Genomic DNA, 24,057 nt, shown 5'->3' with positions numbered 1-24,057 from the left:
ATTTATATCCCCGAGTATGCTTGTGTTAATTCACGTTAATGCAAGTGCGTTAACGTTAATCACTTTAGATATCACGGTTTAATATGTTAAATCTACCCAAAAGCCGCATCATTTGTAACAAAGCGTACTCCTAGCTATTTTTTGTACATTTATAGGGTTGTTTTATGGCATGCTAGCCTGAGTTTTATTGATAATCATAAATGGAATACCATGAGAGTCCTTCCCTACCTTATCGCCCCTTTGTTGGCATCGACGCTGTTATCACCCTCAGTATTGGCGGTTTCACCTCTATCGCAAAAGGTCGCCGATTACGCGGTTGATAACTATTCTAAACCGATGGTCGAGAATCTCGCCAACTTAGTGCGTTTTAATACACAAGCTGTAGAAGGATTGACTCCCGACACCAACCCTGAATTTATAGGCTTTAAAGCTGAACTTAAGGCATTGAGCCATAGGTTAGGATTAGACTATAGCGATCATGGTTATGTTGTACTTATTGGCCTTGGACAGAGTGAGGAGAAACTTGGCGTAATTACCCATGGGGATGTGCAGCCTGCAGATCCTGAGCTCTGGTTGCAGAGTCCCTATATTCTGGATACGCAATCTGAGCCGGGTAAACTTATTGGTCGCGGCACCGAGGATGACAAGGGGCCGATAGTGACCGCCATGTACGCAATGAAGTCGATAAAAGACAATGATATTCGCTTAAATAAGCGTATAGAGTTAATGGTCTATATGGCCGAGGAGTCAGATTGGCAGCCGTTGAGAGATTTCTTACAAAGTTATACCCCCGCAAACATAAATATCACCATCGATGCCGAATATCCTGTGGTTACCGCGGAAAAAGGTTGGAGTCAAATTGCCTTTACCATCCCCAATATCCAATCAGACTCAACGACGAGTGAACCTCAACTGCTCGAATTTAATGGTGGCTCATTTGCAAGTCAAGTGCCACAGCAAGCGTTTGCTAAGCTTATCAATGTGAATAGTGAACTGCTCGCGGCGTTTAAAAAGAAGGCCGAATTACAACCACAGATGAGGTATCGCTTTAAGCAAACTCAGGAGAGTTTAACTATTTTTGCCGATGGTAAGTCTACGCACTCCTCAACGCCTGAAGACGGTATAAATGCGGTTACTCATCTTGCAGAGTTACTTTCAATCCGCACTTGGCCCAAATCGACAGCATCGTTAACCCAGAAATTTATTGATGACATGGTCGGTTTAGGTCACTACGGTGAACAATTTGGTGATATTGCTTATAAAGATGAGTTTATGGGCGCGATGAGCCTAGCCCCGACGGTGGTCAAACAAGGCGTCGCAGGCACTAAGATCACCATTAACCTTCGCCGCCCTAAAGGTAAAACGGCTGAGCTTCTGGATGAGCAAACTCTCTTTGCAATGGCGCGTTGGCAGGCTAACAATCATGTCCAGTTAGTGGGGATTGATACTTACTGGGGGAAACCTATGGTGATGGAGGGTGCTCCACACTTGGAGACCTTACTGAGTATCTTTGGTCACTATACCGATACTGATAACCCACAACCTGTCGCTATCGGCGGCTCGACCAACAGTAAACTATTCCCCAATGCCTTGAGTTTTGGTCCCGCTATGCCGGGCGTTGAATACACGGGACACAGTGAAAATGAGTTTATTACTTACCAACAATTTATGCTGAACTTAAAGATGTACACTGCGGCATTTATCGAACTCGCGGCGAGCCAGTAACGATACACAGTCATGACAGGAGTTTAAACCCCGGATCATGACCGTGTGTGTGAGTAAAGTGTTTGCTAAAGTTCGTGATACAGCGTTTTATTAACAATGTGATATTTGTCATGATTTATCATGAGCAGAATGTCGTTTGTTGATAGCAATCAATGATTTCATTATCTGATCTTGTCAGAATCGCTGCTATCTTGTTTAAGCAATAAGACTAATAACAATGCGAAATAACCAACCGGTCACGCAAACAGAAAAAACATTAACTGACAATTGCATATTACTGTCGACGACGGACCTTAACGGTAATATTAAGTATGCAAATGAAGGCTTCATCAATGTGAGTGGCTACAGTTTTGATGAGTTGCATAGACAGCCTCACAATCTGGTGCGTCACCCCGATATGCCGGAGGCGGCTTTCGAGTCGCTTTGGTCGCGTATTAAAACAGGTAAGCCTTGGGTGGGGATTGTTAAGAATCGCAGTAAAAATGGCGACCACTACTGGGTCAATGCCTATGTGGCACCCGTCTTTGAAAACGGTAAAATCCACGAGTATCAATCGGTACGCCGTAAGGCCACGCCGGAGCAAATCAATCGAGCCCAAGGCATCTATCAAGCTATTCAAAAGGGGAAGCAGCCCAAGGCTATACGCAAACCTTTATTGGGCTTTAGCGCTAAGCTGTATGTTTGGCTGATGTTAACCGTAGTTATCGCTGCGGGGCTATCAAGTTACTCCCCCATAGCTGCGGCCATTCTAGCCACAGTGGTTGGTATCGCGGGGTTAAGTGTTATTTTAAAGCCGTTTAATACTCTAGTGTCTCAGGCTAGAAATACCATTGATGATCCTTTAGCCGCGGGCGTATTTACGGGTCGACAAGATGAAATTGGCAAAATTGGTTTTGCTCTACAGTTTTTACTGACCGAAACCGGAGGCGTAGTGGGCAGGATGGCGGATTCTGCAGGCTCAATTGAATCCCTTAGCGCCAGCTTAAACGCTACCATAGCGAACACTCGTCAGCGTGCCGATAGCCAAAGCATGCAGACTAGCCAAGCGGCAACTGCAATGGAAGAGATGAGTGCCAGCTTTAATGAGGTGAGTCAAAATATTCATAGCGCTGCACGGGAAATGTCAGTCAGTAATCTTTCGGCAGAAAAGGGCCATGAGTTGCTGGTGCGGGTTATTGAGTCTATCAATCAGCTTAAAGATGAGGTGGGCAACTTTGCATCAGTAGTCGCATCGATTGAGCAAGATAGCCAAGACATTAATAATGTATTGGATGTTATTCGTGGTATCGCCGAGCAGACGAATCTGTTGGCATTAAACGCGGCTATTGAGGCCGCAAGAGCTGGCGAGTCAGGACGAGGCTTTGCTGTCGTGGCCGATGAAGTACGTCAACTTTCAAGTCGTACCAGTGAATCGACTTCGCATATTGAAGCTATCGTCAGTAAGTTTAGAGAAAGCACCGAAAGGGCGGCTAAAACTATGGCTGCGGGTCAGCGTAAGGCGGAGCAATCTGTTGACTTAGCCAAGCAGGTAGATGAATCTTTTGAAGCGCTCAGAGAGTCCATTATAAGAATGAATTCGATGAGTGATGAAAACGCCTGCGCTATGACTCAGCAAACCACGGTTGCAAATGATATTAGCCACTCTATTCAGGTGATCAGTGAGTTGTCGCTAGAGAGCTTGGAGCAAACGCTGGATGCATCACAGCGAGGCGAGCAGGTGTCGCGTTTATCGACCAAGACCCACAATTTATCAAGACAGTTCTGGGAACAGAGCGTACAGAGAAAGGTTTAGTTTTCGTCACAAAGTGGATAAACGAGAAACGCAGTTTAGTTAAACTGCGTTTTTTTATGGGGCATTGTGAAAGAAGGTCCTAGGAAAAGCAGGTTCTAGATCCTAGGACAATCTGAGGCGGGAAAGCAGAGTCTCCCGCTGAATGAGCACATATTTAATGTGATGGGTATATCGCTAATTAAACTCGGGTAGCCACTGTTTTTGCGCTTCAACCATCTCTTTGAACATGGCATCTATCTGCTCAAGAGTACAAACTGTTGCAGTGACAGGATCGAGTGACAATGCATATCGGGCGGCATCGAGATCGCGATTAAGCGCCGCTTCAACTATCAGCTCCTGCACTGCAGTATTGGTTTTAATTAAGCTGGCGCACTGGGTGGGTAATCTGCCCATAGGCTGTGGGTGTAGCCCTTTGCTATCCGCCCAGATAGGCACTTCAACCACACAGTTTTGTGGCAGATTATCGATTAACAGACCATCTTGCTGCTGATTGGCGACATTACCGTTGATCCGGGTTCGCTCACCGCTGACGATGGCGTTGATAAGCTTAGGGGCATTGAGCATATTGGGGGCGATCACAAAATCCTTCTCTCCAGCCAGTTGAGCATCTACCTCTAGCTTGCCTGCCGCATGAACTTTTTCTTCAAGTGCTAACAGGTTCCAGCGGTTGGGTAGAAACTCATTTATCATCGCTTCATTTTTTCTAAAATAGGGCAGGTAATCGCTGCAGTGCCAGTGGTTCTCTGTACACCAGTGGCCGAAGAATTTAAGCACCTCGCAGCGCACACCATCGGCAGCATAGACCTTAGGATCATCGACAATGCGCTGAATATCGGCAAGCTTATCTTCCCCATCGACCGTCAGCTTAGTTATCCAGGTCATATGGTTGATGCCAGCAAACTCATAGTCTATCTCGCCGGGCACCTCTTTATACATTAGCTGCTGCCAGATCTCAGGCGTAGATGGATGCTCAATCCACTCGCCAAGCCCTAAATAGCCAGCTAATTGTGCAACGGTGTAACGTACGCCATAACAGAGACCCACACTTTTTATAGTGCTAAATTCCTTCGCCGCCCATGTCAGTGGCGCTAACGGATTGGCATAGTTGATAAACAAGGCATTGGGGCAGACCTGCTCCATATCTTTAAGGATCTCAACCATTGGCGGGATGTGCCTCAGAGCCCTGAAAATACCACCTGGCCCCATCGTATCCCCCACCTCTTGGATAACCCCATATTTTGCAGGGATCTCGATATCAAGACGCCATGGCTCGAGGCCACCAACTTGAATAAGGTTGAGCACGAAATCAGCACCGATGAGCGCTTGCTTCCTGTCAGTAGTCGCACTCACAGTTACGGGCACCTTGGCCTGTGCAACCATCAGAGTGATCAACTTTTCGCTGCGGGCAAGCACCTGAGGATTGAGATCCATGAGCTCCAGATGCATCTTCTGCAGTGCAGGATAGGAGAGCAGCGCCGAAACGAGTTGGCGAGTGAACATTACACTGCCAGCACCAATAATCGTAATTTTTGTCATAGCGCACACCTTAATTCACCACTCAACACTTCACCACTTAATGCCGCTGACAAGTGAACATCACTCTGCCAATGTCCAGCACCAATAATTGTAATTTTTGTCATCTTTATAACCTTAATTTACAAAAGCCATTCTACAAGATCCATGACTTAACCACGGTTAAGAAATAGCTGTCGCCAAGCGCCCTTGTGTTGTTTAAGCAGCACACTGTGGGTGACGAGTGAGGCAATAATAATTATCCCATACACTAGGCGAGTCCAAAATCCGGCTAAGCCGCCACTGATGATCCCCGCCTCTAATATCCCGATAATACAGGCGCCAAATAGTGTGCCCACTAAGGTACCACGGCCGCCGAGCACCGAGGTGCCGCCAATAAATACCGAGGCGAATACCAACAGCATGTAACCTTGCCCTTGGTTGGGCCACCAGCTACTCATCTCTAGCGTAATAAATACACCGACCAGAGCTGAGAGCGCGCCCATGATAATGAACAACAGTACGCGGGTGCGCTCGACAGGAACGCCCATTAAGCTCGCAGCTTTGGGATTATCACCCGTAAAGTTGACGCTATCGCCAAAGGTGTGGCGAGATAAAATAAGCCAAAATGCCGCGCCGATGACTAAGCACCACACGGCTTGTGCGGGAACAACACCGGCAATCCGGCCCACCATTAAGCCATGTAGCCAGGTTTCCCGTAAAACAGGAAGACTCAAGGCTAAACCATCGGCAAGAACTGTCGTCAGGCCACCAATAAAGAACTGGGTGCCAATAGTGACGATAATCGAAGGGATCCTAAAACAGACCACCAGCAAACCGTTAAGCAGGCCACATGCCACCCCTGCCGATATGGCTGCAATGAATGCGATTGATGGGGAGAGGGTAGCCTCGAAGATAACCCCAAAAACAAAGCCCCCCAGCGCCACAACAGCGGGGAAGCTCATATCAATTTCCCGCGCGATCACCAGCAGGGTCAAACCAAAAGCCAGAATGGCAGTAAAGGGGATGGTCGACATAAATGAGGTGTAGATCCGCCCATGCAGGAAAGTTTGCGGGCTATATATTGTAAATAGCAGCCAGATCCCCACCAGCATAATTGCAGTTAGCACTGGGGCTCGATGCTGCATAAAGAAGTTCCTCATTGGCCACCTCCCACTGCATCGAGTAGTGCCTGTTGTAATCCTGCTTGCGAGATATCACTTTTATGGTATTGAGCAATAATAGAGCCTCTATCCATTACGACAAATCGGTCGGCAACTCTATAGGCATCGTTCATATTATGGGTGATCAGTAGGCAGGCAGAATCTTGAGACTTGAGCTTCTCGATAAACTTAAGCACTTTATCCACTTCACCTAGTGACAGTGCCGTCGTTGGTTCATCGAGTATCACTAGTTTGGCGCCAAAAAGCATGGCTCGACCAATTGCTAGCCCTTGTCGCTCTCCACCTGAGAGTAGCTGTGCCGGAGTATCGACATTGGCGCCAATGCCATTAAATTCAAGCCTCTCCAGTAGTGCCTTGGCCTGTTTTCGCTCCTCTTTGTGATCGATAAAGCCAAATCGGTTGTGTAAGTGACGACCTAAAAAAAGATTACGCCATACGCTCTGCTGCTCACCGAGAGAGCCCGACTGATAGACCGTTTCTATACCCAGTTGTCGCGCCTTTTGTACACAGTAGCCTTTTGCCGAAACGGTTTTACCCATGATGCTCAGTGAGCCAGAGCAGAAAGCTTCAGCGCCAGAGATCACCTTAATCAGGGTCGATTTACCTGCACCGTTATCACCCAACAACGCAACGACTTCGCCGGGTTGAATTGCTAAGCTAATATTTTTTAACGCATCCACTGGACCATACTGTTTATTCAGACCTTTTAACTCAAGGACCATCTCTAAGGCACTGCCAGCCATTAACGGATCCCTTTAGCGGCCAATGGTGCAATTAACTCAATATTATCTTTACTGATAAAGCCCGCCCCAGTATTGATATCTAGACCTGAGAAACCGTACAGTTTTGATAGTACCAGCTGTACTACTGAGAGATAGCCAATCAGGTAAGGTTGACCATCACCCACTAACTGTACATAGCCAGTACGGATAGCATCGGCAGTGGCAGGAGATAAGCTAAAACCGCCGACAAACAGCTCACCTGGACGTACGCCTGCATTGCGTAAGAAGTTGCCCATTTGGGCCGTTAGTGCACCATGGTCAACCAAGATAAGCTTGGTATCGTAGTGACTTGCTAGGTAGGCCGTGATAGCCGTTGTGCCAATTGAGGGGTCTTTATCTGTTTCTGGCGAGATCTGAATAAAATCAACTTTTAATCCAGCGGCCTCTAAGGTGCTGATCATTCCCCGAGTCGAGTGACTACGTTCAGCAATATCTTTCATTCCCCACACTAGGGCGCGATCGCCTGCTTTAAACGACCCTTTAGCAAGTGCCTCATTGGCAAGTAAAATGCCTCGCTCACGGTTATTTACGCCCACATAACCAAACCCTTGGCTCCGCTTAGCCGCCATAATTTGTGGTAATGGCGTATCAACCGAGGTGACTAAGATGTTGTTGCTATAGGCCTCATCAATTAATACCTGAAAAGCACTATCACTAGGATGGCCCATCACCACAATTCCAGAAGGCTTTGCCGCAAGAGCATGTTTAAAGTTTTCAACCATCTTCTGCGGCTGCCAGTCTGAGTAGACAATGCGAAGATCGACATTGAGATCTTCAGCCGCCTGCTGGGCGCCATTTTGAACGACAGTGGCATATGGACCACCCACCGGGCCACCCACATCAAACCAAATAGATAACCCCTTGCCAGAGGGCTCTGCGACAACAGGAGCGGCACAGGTAAGAGAGAGTAAAAGTACAGCGACTAGATTTCGTGGGGCCGTCAATAAGCTAGAACGTCTGACAACCGAAGAGAGAGTAGCAAGCATATATACACCATCAGGAGAGCGTCTAGCCCATTGCGGGTAGATGCAATAAATTCAGAGAGGTTGAGTTTAATGACTCTATCCTGAATAGCAATATAGTGCAGAAAATCATAGCTGTATTGTGCAATAGCTCACTGCAATAGGTATGTAATCAATTCGGTCCCCCATACGCAGTGCGGCTGAGGTTAAAAGCGATGGCCATAGATACTGCACGTATTGAGTAATGCAAAGCTCGCCGCTTGCTTAAAAAGCAGGATTGTATTTACTGAGAGAGGATTGCCTTTCACTCTTGAAGCATAGAGGCTAATCAGAAAGATAAAACTAATAAAACTAAGACAGCCAGAATTGACAGCCAGAATTATTTCCTAAGTATTTTGGTGTTTTGGTTATTCTAGTTGTCCCATATTAATGTTAGGGGAATAAACCATCCCATTTTGTCTAAGTGAAAAACGAATAAATCGAGACACTCTACGGCTTCCTCTATATACAGTTAAAGTCCTATTAATAGTTTTTCAGTTGGCTAAAATGTGAAGCGAAGCGGAACCTAGCCAACTGTAAAAAGTCATTACCTAACGGCTTGTTGCATTTAAGTGTTTTTATTGTTTAACATTTTAAGAGTCATATTACGTGTATCTATTTGAGCTTGAACCATGCTTAAGAAACACAGTATTAACCCTAACCCAAGAAGGGTTGACACGACAACAATTACACCACTCGATATTGCTATAAGACCTTGAACAAAACCCCAGTTAAACGCTCTCATGCTCGTTAGGATTAAAGTGCTTCCTGATAAACAACCCAAAACAGCTCCTATTATTGAGGCTACTTTAATTAATCCATAAAACTTGGGCAGTTGCATTACTTCCATTATTATCTCCATATGATTTTAGTGTGGTCAAACATAACGTCTTATTGAATAGATACTCAATAACGTTCCGGTTAAAGTTATAACTTAGTCGTAGTCCCTCAAATTTAGCCGACGGTTGATAAAAAAAAATATAATTCAAGATTTACTTTCTCAATCTCAAGCCCGAAAAACTGAGTGTCTTGATGTAGAGGTTTCTATCATTTTTTGCTAATCAATATTGCTAAATTCCACATTGCTAAATATCTACATTTCAATAACTTATCAAAATCTCGGGAGTATATCGAGCATAAAGAATTCGCTTTAGCTAACTTTGATCACATTTTCTAAAAATGGATTGCAACTTAGAAATAATACTTATCGATGAAACAGGTCAGATCATTCAAGATGATAAACGGGGTACTATTTCAGCTAATGCAGAGAACATCCCGAATAGACTCAATATTCCAAGTGATAATTGGCTAAAGCTTACTACTGAATTCGGTAAGTTACTTCATGGACCTGTAAGGGCACGGCAGGAATTAACTTATTATTGTGAGCATTTAGAAAAATGACGGCAGCACTTTGCTAACAGTTGTCAGTATCTCTTAGTCAGTAAGTCAGTTAGTCAATTTAAATAATTAGCCCACTCTGTTCTTAGATCCATTCAATGTAGCCTGTTACAACTCTTAATTGCACTTAGTACGCAGCAAGCTGACAAATGAGCACTACTGGATTGCTAATAATAAAAATAGACAAGTATGTTATTGGTTTATCATAGATGACTTTGTTTTTGTTGCTATGTTTTCTAGTTGATTTTTAGTTGCAACATTTAAGTTGCTTTTTAAAGGTATTGGTGATAAATGTTGCGGTGTTAAATCATTCTATAAAACAAAAGTTTAGCCGAAACTGAGTTATACCAATAACGAAGTAAGCCATTAAGCTATTTTATTAATATGACCACGAGTATGACATGAACCCCAAAGTATACCTCTTAGCGCTGATCACTTTTGCTACGGGAATGGATGAAAATATCGCTGGTGGTATCGTCCCCTTTATTGCTGAAGATCTTGGTGTTTCGATCAGTGCTGCAGGCCAGCTCACTACCGTATTTTCACTTACTTTCGCCTTGGCCGCCCCCGTTTTACTGTTTGCGACCGCAAAGTTTAATCGCCTTCGCCTTTTACAGGTCGCGCTGTTCACCTTCTGTTTAGGTAACCTATTCTCAGCGCTCAGCCCAAGCTACGCCTTTCTTTTTGGTATGCGTATTATCTCAGCGGCAAGCTGCGCACTTATCGTTGTACTGGTGACCACCATAGCCACCGAAATGGTTGAAGCTGAGTTTAAAGGCCGAGCGATCGGCATCATCTTTATGGGCATTAGCGGCTCGTTAGTATTGGGGGTTCCGGTAGGCTTACTTTTTTGTAACTGGTTAGGCTGGCGCGCTCCCTTTGCTTTTATCGCCCTTATGGCGCTATTACTCTGCATTATTGTGCCATTGATGTTACCCAATGTTTCTAGCAATGGGCAACGCATTCCGCTCTCAAAATATGCAGAACACCTTAAAAACCCGAAACTTCTTACTGCCCAGCTAGTATCGATCTTGATGATCGGCGGCCACTTTGTTCTTTTTGCCTATCTGGCCCCCTACCTACAGGCCACTATCGGTGCCAGTAAATCAGAGCTGACCTTCTACTATTTTCTATTCGGAGCCGCAGCGATCACTGGCGGCTATATGGGTGGCTGGCTGTCAGACAAGCTAGGCCATATCACCGCTATCATACTCATACCGTCGATATTTATCCTATTTCTCGGTGCGATCCCCTTCACGCTTAATTCATTAGTACTGTTTATCCCCTGCATGATGCTCTGGGGTGGCTTAAGCTGGACGATATCTCCTATTGTGCAGAACTACCTGATCCAATCTGACCACGCCAATGCTGGTGTTAGTATCGCTGTCAACAACACCTCAATGCACCTTGGTGTAGCGCTTGGTTCACTACTCGGTGGCGTAGTCATAAAGTACAGTTCTGTTAATTGGACTCCAGCAATAGGCGTGTTCGTGGTGGTGCTATCTCTGCTATGCGCACTCTACTCCACACGCTGTCAGGAAATCACGCGAGAAGAATGTAAGGAAAAGCTAATACAGCCATAATTATTTTCTGTTATGCAGTAAAGCGGTTTACCACGAAGAATATTGAGGCAATGAAAGACACTGGGGCCACGAAGAAAAGCCACAGCTTATATCGAACAACAAAATACTTATTTAGCCTGTGCGGGCAGGAGAGGACACGCTTGCAAATTAATGCTGGAATGAAGCAGGGCTAAACAGTTGAGCGGCTTAGCCCTGAGCTGAAATAGTTAGCCCTGAGCTAAAATAGTTAGCCCTGAGGTGAAACTGTTAGCCCAGTGTTGAAGCGGTTAGCTATGAGTCGCTAGGTAACCGCTGCTAGTTATAATCTGCCATTATAATCAACTAGTTATAAGCATTTAGGCACTCAACGATTAAATCGACAAAGCCTTGTCTATCGAGCTTGCACAATACTTGGGTATTATGCGGATTATTGGTTAACTGATAACGGTCGACCACCGTCATGCCCTGCGTATATTCACCTTTGGTTTCAACGCCAACCCAGCAATCGTACGAGGTAAATAGTTCAGGTTTGAGTAACCAGGCGATGGTGCAAGGGTCGTGTAGTGGTGCCCCCTCAAAGCCCCATTTTGGATCTCTGTGGTAGATCATAAAGAAATCCAGTAGCTCGGCGACGCACTTGGCTACAGGGTTGTGAATCGCTCGAATACGCTCAATATCTTCATCCATGATCTGCGCTTGGTGAGTAATATCTAGGCCGCACATGGTGATAGGAATGCCCGATTTAAACACCATATCAGCCGCTTCTGGATCGACGAAGATGTTAAATTCAGCCGCTGGGGTCCAGTTGCCAGCTTCAGCTGCGCCGCCCATCAGTACAATGCGCTCAATCTTGCTGTGAAGTTCAGGGTAAGTTGCTAAAAACAGCGCGATATTAGTTAGCGGGCCGGAGGGCACCAGGGTTACGGCTTCATCACTTTCGCGCACTTTTTGCGCCATTAACTCAATGGCAGAAATCGTTAGCGGTGCAAAAGCGGGGTCAGGCAGTTTAGGGCCATCTAGGCCACTCTCACCGTGAACATTGTCGGCAATGATCAGCTCTCGTGCCAAAGGCTTAGGCGCACCTGCTGCAACAGGAATATCGTGACGCTCAAGTAGCGTTAAGATGCGCAGTGCATTGTTTAAGGTTTTGTCTGGGGTTTGGTTACCAGCACTGGTCGTTACCGCTAGCGGCTTGAGTGCGCTGCTGCTCATGGCTAGGATCAGAGAAATGGCATCGTCATGGCCTGGATCGCAGTCGAGGATAATAGGGGTAACTTTTTGGGATAGTTGGTTTGCTTGAGTAGGGCTCATTGTTTAGCTCCGCAAAATGAGTGTCGTGTAAAATGCTTTATCGATTTTGTTTAGCATCCTAGTGAGTTATAGAGGTAAAAACTGTGACTGAGTAATCGCTTTGGGCTGCTGATGCCATTGCTTAGCTATTGTTTCTTGGCTGCAGTCGAAGTGGCGTTTTATCGTAAAAGGCTGCCTTTTAGCTTATTACTTTGGTAAATGCTTTGGTAATTACTTTGATAAGTAAAGAATCCACCTTCTGAAGTAGGTGGCTTAGGGCTGAAAACAAAATCGCCCTTAGGGGGAAACTCCTAAGGGCGAGGGCTTATAAAAGAGCAATTGCTTATACGCTATTGCTTGTTGATTTAATTCGGCCGCTGCGGTTAGTAGCCTGCCGTTTCGCTGCCTGCACGGCGAGGATCACTGGAGCCAAATATTCCTTGCTCCGTCACCATAATCGACTGGGTTGACCCCATGGCATTATTGACCTTAACCTCATGACCTTTGACCCTTAGCAGGCTCTGGGTATCTTGGTTAAGGGTATGCTCAACTCTCAGGATATCGGGTAGCCACTGATGATGGACGCGAGGTGCATAAGTGGCCTCGGCGATATTTAAGTCATGGTCAATCACATTCATGATGATCTGCATCGTGGTGGTGATGATACGTGAGCCACCAGGGCTACCTGTCACAATAAAGGGTTTATTGTCTTTCATCACGATGGTTGGGCTCATCGAACTCAGTGGGCGTTTATGCCCCTCTACGGCGTTCGCTTCGCCGCCGACTAACCCATAGCCGTTAGGTGTGCCGGGCTTAGCCGAAAAGTCATCCATTTCGTTATTGAGTAAAATCCCAGTGCCTTTGGCGACAAGACCCGAACCATAACTGAAGTTAAGCGTGTAAGTGTTAGATACAGCGTTGCCCCACTTATCAACCACAGAGTAGTGGGTTGTCTGATTGCTCTCATAAGGGGCAAGTTTACCGGGTTTGATTTCGCTGCTAGGTGTCGCCTTATCTGGGGAGATCTGTTTGGCTAGCTGCTTGGCATAATCCTTACTTAACAGCGCGTTAACCGGAACATCATAAAAGTCAGGGTCGCCTAGGTACTCGCTGCGATCGGCATAGGCGCGCTTCATCGCTTCTGTCATTAAATGCAAGGTCGCAGCGGTGTTGAGGCCAAGCTCTTTAATGGGGTAGCCTTCAAGCATGTTGAGCATCTCGATAATGTGTATACCGCCTGAAGAGGGGGGCGGCATAGACACCACCTGATAACCGCGATATTCACCCACAACAGGCTCACGTTCGATCACTTTATAGTTTTTAAGATCGGCTAGCGTCATGATCCCGCCAGCCTCTTGAATGGTGTTAATGAGCTTTTCTGCGGTCTCGCCTTCATAGAAGCCTTCACTACCGTGCTTGGCGATTAAGGATAATGAGTGCGCTAACTCTGGCTGTTGTAATAACTCTCCGCTTTGATAATCGCTGCCGTCGGCTTTATAAAAGATTTCGGCAGAACTAGGCCATTGGGCGATACGTCTCTTAAGGCCTGATAACGATGCTTGTAGATCGGGGGTGACGACAATGCCATCTTTAGCCATCTTTATCGCAGCGTCGGTCACCTGTTTCATGGTCATGGTGCCATATTTCTCTAGCGCCAACTCCATGCCCATCACCGTGCCGGGGACGCCTACTGCTAAGCCATGTTCACGGCTGAGCTTATCGACAGGGTTGCCACCCTCATCGAGGAAAATATCGCGATGTGCGCTACTTGGTGCCATTTCACGGTAATCGATGGCGATGGTTTTGTTTGGCTGACTTAAGTGAACCAACATAAAGCCGCCGCCACCAATATTGCCCGCTCTAGGTAGGGTCACCGCTAAACTAAAACCCACAGCGACCGCAGCATCGACCGCATTACCGCCCTGTTTTAAGATCTCAACTCCAGCCTGAGTCGCAAGGGCCTCCTGGCTCGATACCATGCCATGCTTAGCCCAGATAGGTTGGGCAGTGGCGATATGGCTATAGATAGAGGTTTCTTTGGCAGTTGCGGGGAAGGGGGCCGTGGCCGTAAGCGTTAGGGGGATTGCCATTGAAATGGCGAGGGCCAATGCTTTAAACGAATAAGGCTTTAGCAGATGAGATTTAGGCAAGAGGGTCTTAAAAGCGCGCATTTTCAATCCTTTGTATTTATTGTTATGGTCCAAATATTACACTTACTGTTATGGTTGTAGGATAACGAGTTAGAGTCATTAGGCATTAAATATTGTTGATTGAAACCTGTCTGTTTCAAATATCGTGACAGCAATGTGACGTTTATTAGTATTAAATGCAAGTCGAGCTGACAAATCTAGTTTTACAATTTATAGAGCCGCAATCACAGTCTATGACATAGCAGACCAACTACTTGGAGTTGATTTCACCTTGAAATACGATAATTTCATCTTGTCCTGTTTTAGTTCGAAGTAAGCGATTCTGTACGTCAGTCGTGATAACTGGGTTTCATTAAGGCTTAGCTAATGCCTTGAGTTTTACAGACTCCGCTTTCGCCTCTTGTAGCCCCTCGATTAGCTTATCCACCTGAGCTTCATCTAGGCAGTACAACGATACAATATCGACTGCATACTCGCCAACGGCGGTAAATTTCACTCCGCCATTAGTACAAAGAACTGGCGCCATATAGGCTGAAACGTAGAGCGTTGAGTCATTGGCGCTGACCGATACTTTGTTGCCTTCGATGGTCATTGCACGAGTGGATGCAGAGGCAAGTAAACCCATAATCATGATTAACGCTGTGATTATGTAAGCGAAACGTGGGCTAAATCTTCTGGTCATGTGGTAGTTCTCTGTAAGTTTTGTCTAGGTGAGTATACAGTTGTTTACAGCTTAATTTCAAGACACGTGTCTAGCTTGTTGTTTTTTACGCGAGCTCTGTCATATGACAGGGGATGTTCCTCTTTTTACTTGATGGGGGGCTTTTTATCTCAGCGATGACAGTTGGAAAAGATAGGGAGTAGGTGAAAGGATAAGAAAATGCCAAGCATTGAGCTTGGCATTTTTGGCAGAGATAATTTATCGGCTGCTGCTTAACTGCTGCTGTATTGACGCTGCTAACTTGTAGACCCACTTATTATAGTTTCGGTGAATTTCACCATAGTTATAATCTAAGTTAGTGCTGTCGACATAGTTGATATTATAAAAGTGCTCATTATAACTAATACGTACATGAGCTTTATGGGATCTCACCGTGATATAGGCGTCAATCGTATTGCTGTCGGCTTTTATTGGCGTCCAGCCTTTTGCTTTGCATCCTTTTAAAATAGCTTGCTCAATGGATTGCGCACTATTTATCGGGATTGGCTCGTTGGCTAGATTGACTAACTTTACAGAGGTACAACCCGAAACAAACAGGGCGGTTAATAGTAAAAAAACCATGTTGAATGACTTCATCAAACTACCTTTTTGAGTTTAGTTCTGAAACGCTTGCATATACGCAGCGGTCACTTTAGCCCAAGGCTAGCCAGAATCCTACACTTACCATTAAGCTACCAGCAATACGGTTCATCCACTTGATATTGTCACCACGACTTAAGAATATTCTCAGGCTTTTGCCACCAGCAGCATAAGCCATCATGCTAATGAGCTCTGTGAATAGAATGATGCTTAACAGCGCCACAAGCTGCGGCGCCACGTCACGTTCGACGCTAATAAACGGCGGCAGTAAAGACACCATAAACGCCCAGCCTTTAGGGTTGGCAATCGCTGTAATAAATCCTTGGGAGATGAGTGCGACGTTGCTTACGCTTGGGGTTTGCTGACCTTCTATGATGGCCATCTTACCTTTCGAGCGCCACATATTGACACCGATATAGCATAGATAGATCCCGCCGACCCATTTAAGCACGGCAAACAGTTCTGGGTAGTTAAGCATGATGCTGGCAACGCCCATTACCGCTGCTATGGCAACTAAGGCGACACCGACTAGTTCGCCAATCATCATCCAAAGGGTGCGGCGAAAGCCAATACTCATCCCCAGAGTCATGGCGAGGGTCATGCACATACCGGGCGTGATAGAGACAAAAAAGAATGTGGGCAGGAATACGGCTAATAAAGTTAAATCTGGCATTTTGTTATATGAGCTAAATAGACGAAAATGAAAAGGCGCTCATTGTAGAGACGAAAGCGGCTCTAGGATAGGGGGTAAGAAAAGAAAACTAGCCTGACGGCAGGCTTTGCCCTAAAGGTGTTGACCTTCGAATGAAGGCTGATTACATTTTTATCTGTGCTGTGGCTACAGGGGAGAGAGTTCTGTACTGTTGATTTTGAGTTATTAATCGCCTCCAGCGGGGGGGGGGGGGGGACAGGATGTCCGAATGTCGTGATCACATGGTCAATGATGTTCCCTACATCATAATGACATTTCCCATATCCCTATGGGTCAGATGTGAAGGAACGACCTCATGTGCAGATACAGCCGTGACACGTTGAACTCGGTAGTTACAGCTTTAACTTAATTGGAAATCCCCCAAAGTGTGTTTAGCTAACGCATAAATTTAGCGTTAACATCATTTTTTACAAAGCACTAATCTCACCACGGAGCGCTGCGCTTTCACCAAGTTCACAGAGGTAAAGATGAAGAGATTTACTGGCTTCACTGTTGATCTTCTCCGTGTCCTCTGTGGTGAATAGCTTTTGCCCCAAAGGTGGTTAGCCTTCGAATGAAGGCTGATTACATTTTCTCTGAGCTGTGACTATGGGGAAGTGTGTCCTGCCTTGATGCTTCATGGTTATCAATCGCCTGCAGCGGGCGTATGTGCAGACACTGCTGAAGCGCGCCGCTAGTACGTCCTTGTAGGCTCAACGAAAACATCCCTGTTTCCGACGGCTTCAGCCGTACCTACACTAGGTAATTGGTGCCTTCATTTAGCCATGGTGATTCGACTTCTAAATTGAAAATGTCCCAAAGTGTATTTACCTTCGAGTAAAGGTGTACCTAATCGCCTCCAGCGGGGTATGTGCAGATACTGCTGAGGCACGCTACAAGCACGTCCTTGTGAGCTCAACGAAAACGTCCCTGTTTTCGATGGCCTCAGCCGTATCTACACGGGGTAATTGGTGCCTTCATTTAGCCATGATGATTCGACTTCTAAATTGAAAATGCCCCAAAGTGAGTTTCGCAGTTCAAAAGGTAAATAGGGCGAGTATAGCTTTGGCTATAGGAAAGCTAATCTGAAAGGCACTTACTCAAAATAGTCACGTTCAATCGTGAAGTGCACAATCTAGAAGATATGCCTTTCTCGTCTTTTTAAATTAAGGCATATTTTTAGCTTTGTATAAATTCCTTGATTGTCACGTGAATTAAAGGTTAGAAGTCGCTGATACAAGCATGCCCAATAACCTGAGTGATCGAGCATGGATATTTCTAGTTAGCCTGAGAACTAACAATAGTCCTTAGTAACAGTTCTTAGGGTTATTACTTGGAATAAGCCGTTATAATAAATCGCTGGAATTAGAGATTGTACTTAGCTTTAACCTGTTCGATTAGCTCAGCCCATTGAGAATGCTTTTGCAAACTTTGCTGTAGATCGCCCCATTCCACCATCGTGTCTTCCATAGACACCTTATTACCAATACGTAGCTGATCTAGATAGGCGAAAGCCGAGGCACGATAATTAGCCATGCAGTGGATAATTATGTCTTTGTCACGGTTCTTGTCCATCACCTCGAAGAAAGCTTCCACCTGCTCAACTTTTGGATTTATCCAATCGACTGGAATGTAGACATATTCCATTCCTGCATCGGTAACCAGTTTGGCTTCATCCGCGTGAGAATCCTTTTGCTCATCAGGCATTAGGTTAATCACCAACTGTACACCTGCTTTACTTAGAGTGTTAAACTGTGTTTCTGTCGGTAAACCTGCGGTTAAAATCTTAGAGTTGAGCTGCTGATAATCTTTAATCTCATTTAACTCTGGCAACGGGGTGATGTTAGCATGGCTAAAGCCAGTAAATAGTAATAAAGAGAGTAGCGTTGATTTTTTCATTTTTTATTCCAGGAATTAATTTGCTAAATAAGGCATTCAATCAAGAGTATTAGTTCACTAGGATTTTAAAATGTTTGAGATAACACCCAAACAAAGACCTTTGCATTCAAGATCACCATTAAATCCGTACAGTTAAACTCGTATTACATGTATAAAGTCGAAAGGCTAGTCAGTCACCACAGTGATAAGATATCAGACTTAGTAGAGAGGGGCGGAGTGCAGATTGAGTATTACAAAACGCCTAACGGTATAAAAACGATGTTAGGAAATTTTGACCCATAAACCGAATAAGACGTTATCGAGCATCCAGTTGTAATACATTTTTTAATGTCAGAAGTGGCTTTTAGAGCCTTAACTTTAACTCATTTCTGTCCAAAAACGAGTTTGTAACATCTAAGAGCTAATTCGGAGAGGTGAATAGTCAGATGTCGGTGCGGCTGTGGGCTTCGGTTTCAAGGATGAAACCGCAGAGCGGCCAAGGATGGCCTTATAGCGTTCCACAGAAGTAACGACATCTGAGCTTACTGCTAACTGTAGCTTTTCTTCGTGTCCTCGGTGTCCCAATAACATCCGTGTTTAACGGCCAGTTCGCTATCCCTAGCTCTCGCTTATTTGCACATGCCTTTGCCATATTCGCCGTGGTGAGTCGCTTTTGTCCAAAAATGAGTTGAACGAAGCCGTTATGCAGTGTGATAACCAAGCGATTAGAGAAGCAATGTGATGAGATGAATGCTGAGATGTGAATACGGCAGTGACCTTCGACAGCAGGGAAGCTGTCGTAGAGGCTATAGGGACACTTCTTACGAAATCAAAAGCCGCGCCGTGTCACTGAAGTGTTCGCACATTCAGCAACAGGCTATAAATATAATGAATGCCATATCATTCTGAAACTAAATCTTAATACCAACTCCCAAACCTCAAACCTCAAACCTCAAACCTCAAACCTAGAATTTCACTACTAAGCTACTACCACGAAGCGCTGCGCTTTCACGAAGAACACGAAGGTAAAGATGAAGAGTTTACCAGACCTTGGCTGTTGCTCTTCTCTGTGATCTTCGTGTCCTCTGTGGTGAATTGCTTTATCCACTATTTACAGCACGCCGCGTCGCTGTTGATCGCGCTCAATCGACTCGAACAGTGCCTTAAAGTTACCCTCACCAAAACCTAGGTTATTCTTACGCTGAATGATCTCGATAAAGATGGGGCCAAATAGATTCTTAGTAAAAATCTGCAATAGATAGCCATCTTCATCCCCGTCCACCAAGATCTGATGATGCTTAATACGGTCACGATCTTCAGTCACCTGTGGCAGCTTATCGAAGATGGTATCGTAATATTCTGGAATGATATCTAAGGTCTGAATCGATGTGCCTTCCATCGCATCGAGTGAAGCCACAATATCGCGGCTTCTAAAGGCGAGGTGCTGTACGCCCGGACCATCGTATTCACGTAGATACTCATCAATCTGGTTCTTATCGCTGCCTTTTCCTTCATTAATCGGGATACAGAAGCTGCCATCGGGTGAACGCAGGGCGTAGGAGATCAGCGCCGTCTGTGAGCCTTTGATGTCAAAGTAGCGAACCTCAGTAATGGAAATAACCAAGACACCCAAAATTGTTGGATAGCGATTCCTCTACTAGGCTTTAGTTAAGGTTGAACAGAGGAGTGTGTTATGCCTACGCCAAGAAAGGCGTTAGTCAGCTTGGAAGATACCCCTTATTATCATTGCATAAGTCGTTGTGTTAGAAAGGCATTCCTGTGTGGGGTTGATGTTCACACGGGACAATCCTATGAGCATAGGCGTGACTGGGTCGAAAGTCGGCTGTTGCAGCTAGCTGAAGTGTTCGCAATCGATATCTGTGCTTTTGCGGTGATGAGTAATCATCTGCACCTTGTATTGCGGGTTGATGCTGAGTTGGCTAAGAGCTGGTCAGATATCGAGGTTGTTTCTCAATGGCAAAAGCTGTTCAAAGGCGATAGCCTGAATCACGATTTTATTAAAGCTGAACCTCTTGAATCTTATCAACAAACAATCATCAATAAGCGGATAAAAGAGTACCGACTTCGATTAATGGATATCTCCTGGTTTATGCGGGCACTTAATGAACCCATTGCCAGAAAGGCTAATGCTGAAGATAAGTGTAAGGGGCGGTTTTGGGAGGGACGTTTTAAGTCCCAAGCGTTACTTGATGAAGCGGCAGTGTTGGCTTGTATGGCCTATATCGACCTGAACCCTATCCGGGCCAATATTGCTACATCCCCAGACACCTCAGACTTCACCAGTATCCAAATGCGCATCAAAGCGGCAGTTAAAGGCGAACAACCTAAATCGCTACTCCCTTTTGTAGGCGATGAGCATAAAGATATGCCTAAAGGTCTCATGTTTAATGCAAAAGAATATCTACAACTAGTTGATGATACAGGTCGAATCCAACGTAATGATAAACGAGGTGCTATCAGCCAATCCTCACAGCAGTTGTTATACCGCTTAAACATTCCTGCTGAGAACTGGCTTAAAATGACCGCTGAGTTCACGAAAATCTTCAAAGGCGCAGTGGGCAATACTCAAGAATTATCGACGTATTGTGAACACCTAGAGCGTAAACGACGACAAGGTGCAGCCAATTGTCACCGATGGCTAGATTGTAGTTAGTTTACGTTAAACCTACTCACCCCTTTTTACGCTACCAGACTGATGTTTGGGCGTTTTTGCTGCGTGATTTTCATTTTAATTGCTGATATTTTGCTCGCAAGTCATGTTCAGCTTGTAATTGCAGAGCTTAGGCAAGGTGTGAGTCAAAAGCTTTGGCCATTTGAGTTGTGATTGAGGACGATAAGTACTGCAAATAATAATGGCTGTCTTAGTTATTGCCATACTCAAAGCTGACGTGGCCATCGATGTCACTGATGATGTTATTGTCAGGTAATACGCCACTGTAAAGATAACGAGACAGATATTTAAGGGCTGGCAAGCCTTTACCTACATCTTGACAGTCGACAACCCATTTCTTTGGGGTGGCTGCTGGCAGTGCGATATCTTACTTATTTGTCAGGTATTCCAACAACCTTGCTCTCCACACTTTGGCGAGATTAAAAGCGTTGAACAGATATTTACCTTTGCTTTTCTGCCACTATGATCACCCCGTGGTTGGGTTGAAACGCAGATACTGAAATTAACAGAGGTGTTTGCGATTGACGTTGCCGCGTATGCACTCTTGGTGGAGGAGAGGGATTAATCATCTTCATCTGGTACTTTATATTGACCTCGAAACAGTTAACGCTTGGTCAGATAGAGAAGTCGTTGAGCAGTGGCATAACTTGATGTTGCGTTGCTCACGCCCTTAACAGGGCCTTATATGTAGAACTCAAGACATAAAGTGTGGACATCGTTTATAGTAGTAAGTATGGTCAATACAATATCCTAGGAGGGGAAAGTGAGCGAAGCTAAAGACCTACTGATCGCTAGCTTAACTGCTGAAAATGAAGCGCTTCGAGAGAAAAGTCGATTGTTAAAAACGATATTGAGTAATGCACCACTGCTCATCTCTGCTAAAGACACTTCAGGTAATATACTCTTCACTAATCCTCAATTTAAGCTGCTTGAGGGCCCCGCTCCTGAAGACTATGTTAATAGAAATGTGTATGAGTTATTTCCGAAAAATATTGCTGATGAACTTTGGAACAATGATCTAAGAGCACAAAATTCTGTTGACCCAATCCACGTAGAAGAACAAGTCCAACATAAAGACGGAAACATACATTCTTATCACACAACAAAGTTTCGGCTATTAGGAAAAGCCGATGAAGTTATTGGCACCTGCGCAATTTCTATTGATATATCGCATGCAAAGAAACATGAGTTCGACGCATATCATGACTCTCTTTCTGGATTGCATAATTATCGATATTTCGTAGAAAACCTTCCTAGAGATATTGCTCGTGCTAAGCGCAGCAATAAATTCCTTAATGTGGTGCTTATTGACTTAGACTCCTTTAAAACTATTAATGATAACCTAGGCCATGATCAGGGGAATACTGTACTGATCGCTGTAGCGAAAGCACTAAAAGAGTTGTTCCATCGCCCTGATGATAAATATATGCGAATTGGTGGCGATGAATTTGCATTGATCTTCATGAGTAATGATATAGACAGCGCGAGAAATATCATTACTCAGGTGCACACTAACATCAATCATGCAATCGAGATTATACTTGGTAACACTGGGTTAATCTGTACAAACTCTATTGGGGCAAAGTGTTTTAAGCCTGATGAGACTGCTGATTTTGATACTGTTTATAAACTGATCGATGATGCTCTTTATAAAGTAAAAAAGAATGGCAAAAATAGTATTCATGTCTTTGGAGATATACTGGAACGATAACTGGCCAATATAAGGATGAGTATTTTCTGTTAACGTATATAACCAGTACATCAATGATAGCCAGCATGTAGAAGCTTCGCGGCTCTCGCATCGGTATCTTCACCTTGAGTCAATTCATGTAGAATCAATTTAAATCGTGCCAATTCAGCTTTCTAAAAGCACTAAAGGCACCAGTTCAAGCGTTTAAACGGCTTGAACTGTTGCCTTTATGCGTACTCTCTGCGTATTTAGTGATGAGTCGCTTTAGTTCAAACTCACTTTACTAATTACAGTACATTCTATTTAAGTACATTATATTTAAGTGTGTTCTATTTAAAGCATGCTATTTACAGCACGCCGCGTCGCTGTTGATCGCGCTCAATCGACTCGAACAGTGCCTTAAAGTTACCCTCACCAAAACCTAGGTTATTCTTACGCTGAATGATCTCGATAAAGATGGGGCCAAATAGATTCTTAGTAAAAATCTGCAATAGATAGCCATCTTCATCCCCGTCCACCAAGATCTGATGATGCTTAATACGGTCACGATCTTCAGTCACCTGTGGCAGCTTATCGAAGATGGTATCGTAATATTCTGGAATGATATCTAAGGTCTGAATCGATGTGCCTTCCATCGCATCGAGTGAAGCCACAATATCACGGCTTCTAAAGGCGAGGTGCTGTACGCCTGGGCCATCGTATTCACGTAGATATTCATCAATCTGGTTTTTATCGCTGCCTTTACCCTCATTAATCGGGATACAGAAACTGCCATCGGGTGAACGCAGGGCGTAGGAGATCAGCGCCGTCTGTGAGCCTTTGATGTCAAAGTAGCGAACCTCAGTAAAGCCAAAGATATCTTTATAGAAGTTGGCCCAATACTCCATCGTCCCCTTGTAGACATTGTTGGTGAGATGATCCACCTCAATAAAGCCTTTCTCTTGAACGATGACTTGGTCGTTGAGATCTTCAAAATCGGTGGCATAGATATTATCGTCTTCGCCAAAGGTATCGATAAAGTAGATCAAGCTATCGCCAATGCCGTAAATGGCGGGATAGGGCAGGTCTTTTGCTGATTCATCAGCAGGCTTTGCACCACGGGCAACGGCATTTTTGAATGCAAACTGTGCATCTTCGACGCGCCAACCCATTGAGCAAATAGCCGGGCCATGGCTCTTAGCAAACTCGGCAGAAAAACCTTTGCGCTCGGTATTCAATAAAAAGTTAATGTCGTTCTGCTTGTAGTACAAAATCTCTTTAGTTTTTGACTTCTTTAACAGTGAAAAGCCAAAATCGATAAAGACCTGATGCATAAAGTCTTGTTCAGGTGTCGCGAACTCGGTGAATTCGATGCCGAGTAGGCCCAGTGGGTTTTGTTCGCTTGCCATTGTTATGTCCTCTGTCAATTTG

At 44.9% G+C, this 24,057-nt stretch carries 17 protein-coding genes and 4 pseudogenes; 7 read left to right on the top strand and 14 right to left on the bottom strand.

What is annotated here, in order from left to right:
* The first annotated feature begins 210 nt into the window (after positions 1–210).
* Complete coding sequence (locus SHAL_RS12650) at positions 211–1,725, top strand: dipeptidase (RefSeq protein ID WP_012277515.1); 1,515 nt, start codon at positions 211–213, stop codon at positions 1,723–1,725.
* A 217-nt stretch (positions 1,726–1,942) separates the two neighbouring features.
* Entirely contained in the window at positions 1,943–3,517 is a 1,575-nt protein-coding gene (locus tag SHAL_RS12645; protein WP_012277514.1) for a methyl-accepting chemotaxis protein, read from the top strand.
* A gap of 174 nt (positions 3,518–3,691) precedes the next feature.
* Here the strand turns inward: SHAL_RS12645 and SHAL_RS12640 are convergent, their stop codons facing one another.
* The 5 genes from SHAL_RS12640 to SHAL_RS12620 form a co-directional block, all read right to left on the bottom strand.
* Positions 3,692–5,053: an alpha-glucosidase/alpha-galactosidase gene (locus SHAL_RS12640; RefSeq protein ID WP_012277513.1), complete on the bottom strand. Its 1,362-nt coding sequence runs from the start codon at positions 5,051–5,053 to the stop codon at positions 3,692–3,694.
* Between the two features lie 149 nt (positions 5,054–5,202).
* Positions 5,203–6,177 carry an ABC transporter permease gene (locus SHAL_RS12635; RefSeq protein WP_223296190.1) on the bottom strand — a complete coding sequence of 325 codons (975 nt, stop codon included), beginning with the start codon at positions 6,175–6,177 and terminating at the stop codon, positions 5,203–5,205.
* A gap of 11 nt (positions 6,178–6,188) precedes the next feature.
* The gene (locus tag SHAL_RS12630) at positions 6,189–6,956 is read right to left on the bottom strand and encodes an ATP-binding cassette domain-containing protein (protein ID WP_012277511.1); all 768 of its coding nucleotides are present in this window, start codon (positions 6,954–6,956) and stop codon (positions 6,189–6,191) included.
* Positions 6,956–7,981, bottom strand: a complete 1,026-nt coding sequence (locus tag SHAL_RS12625) for a sugar ABC transporter substrate-binding protein (RefSeq protein WP_012277510.1) — start codon at positions 7,979–7,981, stop codon at positions 6,956–6,958. The genes SHAL_RS12630 and SHAL_RS12625 overlap by 1 nt, the downstream gene beginning before the upstream one ends.
* Before the next feature lie 583 nt (positions 7,982–8,564).
* Positions 8,565–8,846 carry a hypothetical protein gene (locus SHAL_RS12620; protein WP_041415994.1) on the bottom strand — a complete coding sequence of 94 codons (282 nt, stop codon included), beginning with the start codon at positions 8,844–8,846 and terminating at the stop codon, positions 8,565–8,567.
* 353 nt (positions 8,847–9,199) lie between these two features.
* Between SHAL_RS12620 and SHAL_RS23470 the strand changes: the two are divergent.
* Both SHAL_RS23470 and SHAL_RS12610 read left to right on the top strand, forming a co-directional pair.
* A pseudogene (locus SHAL_RS23470) lies at positions 9,200–9,397 on the top strand (transposase); the annotation flags it as partial.
* 398 nt (positions 9,398–9,795) lie between these two features.
* Positions 9,796–10,977 carry an MFS transporter gene (locus tag SHAL_RS12610; protein ID WP_012277508.1) on the top strand — a complete coding sequence of 394 codons (1,182 nt, stop codon included), beginning with the start codon at positions 9,796–9,798 and terminating at the stop codon, positions 10,975–10,977.
* 321 nt (positions 10,978–11,298) lie between these two features.
* On the opposite strand, the gene rihA is transcribed toward SHAL_RS12610, so the two are convergent.
* From rihA to SHAL_RS12575, 7 genes and pseudogenes are all read right to left on the bottom strand, one after another.
* Positions 11,299–12,267, bottom strand: a complete 969-nt coding sequence (gene rihA, locus SHAL_RS12605; protein WP_012277507.1) for a pyrimidine-specific ribonucleoside hydrolase RihA — start codon at positions 12,265–12,267, stop codon at positions 11,299–11,301.
* Between the two features lie 362 nt (positions 12,268–12,629).
* Positions 12,630–14,417: a gamma-glutamyltransferase gene (gene ggt, locus SHAL_RS12600; protein WP_012277506.1), complete on the bottom strand. Its 1,788-nt coding sequence runs from the start codon at positions 14,415–14,417 to the stop codon at positions 12,630–12,632.
* A gap of 331 nt (positions 14,418–14,748) precedes the next feature.
* Positions 14,749–15,078 (bottom strand): hypothetical protein, encoded by a 330-nt coding sequence (locus SHAL_RS12595; RefSeq protein WP_012277505.1) that lies wholly within the window; start codon positions 15,076–15,078, stop codon positions 14,749–14,751.
* A 237-nt stretch (positions 15,079–15,315) separates the two neighbouring features.
* The gene (locus tag SHAL_RS12590) at positions 15,316–15,693 is read right to left on the bottom strand and encodes a hypothetical protein (protein WP_012277504.1); all 378 of its coding nucleotides are present in this window, start codon (positions 15,691–15,693) and stop codon (positions 15,316–15,318) included.
* Positions 15,694–15,748: 55 nt separating this feature from the next.
* Positions 15,749–16,369: a LysE family translocator gene (locus SHAL_RS12585; RefSeq protein ID WP_012277503.1), complete on the bottom strand. Its 621-nt coding sequence runs from the start codon at positions 16,367–16,369 to the stop codon at positions 15,749–15,751.
* 1,383 nt (positions 16,370–17,752) lie between these two features.
* On the bottom strand, positions 17,753–18,286 hold the full coding sequence (locus SHAL_RS12580) for a protein tyrosine phosphatase family protein (protein WP_012277502.1): 534 nt from the start codon (positions 18,284–18,286) through the stop codon (positions 17,753–17,755).
* Between the two features lie 1,090 nt (positions 18,287–19,376).
* Positions 19,377–19,886 (bottom strand): annotated as a pseudogene (locus SHAL_RS12575) (4-hydroxyphenylpyruvate dioxygenase family protein); the annotation flags it as partial.
* 72 nt (positions 19,887–19,958) lie between these two features.
* Between SHAL_RS12575 and SHAL_RS12570 the strand changes: the two are divergent.
* On the top strand, positions 19,959–20,939 hold the full coding sequence (locus SHAL_RS12570) for a transposase (RefSeq protein ID WP_012277500.1): 981 nt from the start codon (positions 19,959–19,961) through the stop codon (positions 20,937–20,939).
* A gap of 211 nt (positions 20,940–21,150) precedes the next feature.
* Here the strand turns inward: SHAL_RS12570 and SHAL_RS22640 are convergent.
* A pseudogene (locus tag SHAL_RS22640) lies at positions 21,151–21,417 on the bottom strand (transposase); the annotation flags it as partial.
* A gap of 12 nt (positions 21,418–21,429) precedes the next feature.
* Here SHAL_RS22640 and SHAL_RS23465 point away from each other — a divergent pair.
* Together SHAL_RS23465 and SHAL_RS12565 are read left to right on the top strand one after the other, a co-directional pair.
* Positions 21,430–21,607 (top strand): annotated as a pseudogene (locus SHAL_RS23465) (Mobile element protein); the annotation flags it as partial.
* Between the two features lie 113 nt (positions 21,608–21,720).
* Complete coding sequence (locus tag SHAL_RS12565; RefSeq protein WP_012277497.1) at positions 21,721–22,668, top strand: sensor domain-containing diguanylate cyclase; 948 nt, start codon at positions 21,721–21,723, stop codon at positions 22,666–22,668.
* A gap of 326 nt (positions 22,669–22,994) precedes the next feature.
* Here SHAL_RS12565 and hppD read toward each other — a convergent pair whose 3' ends face one another.
* On the bottom strand, positions 22,995–24,035 hold the full coding sequence (gene hppD, locus SHAL_RS12560) for a 4-hydroxyphenylpyruvate dioxygenase (RefSeq protein WP_012277496.1): 1,041 nt from the start codon (positions 24,033–24,035) through the stop codon (positions 22,995–22,997).
* Positions 24,036–24,057 lie beyond the last annotated feature (22 nt).

It is taken from the genome of Shewanella halifaxensis HAW-EB4, from assembly GCF_000019185.1.
GTDB lineage: Bacteria > Pseudomonadota > Gammaproteobacteria > Enterobacterales > Shewanellaceae > Shewanella > Shewanella halifaxensis.
Note: the sequence above shows the minus strand (reverse complement) of the source record. Positions and strands in the feature narration are given on the sequence as shown.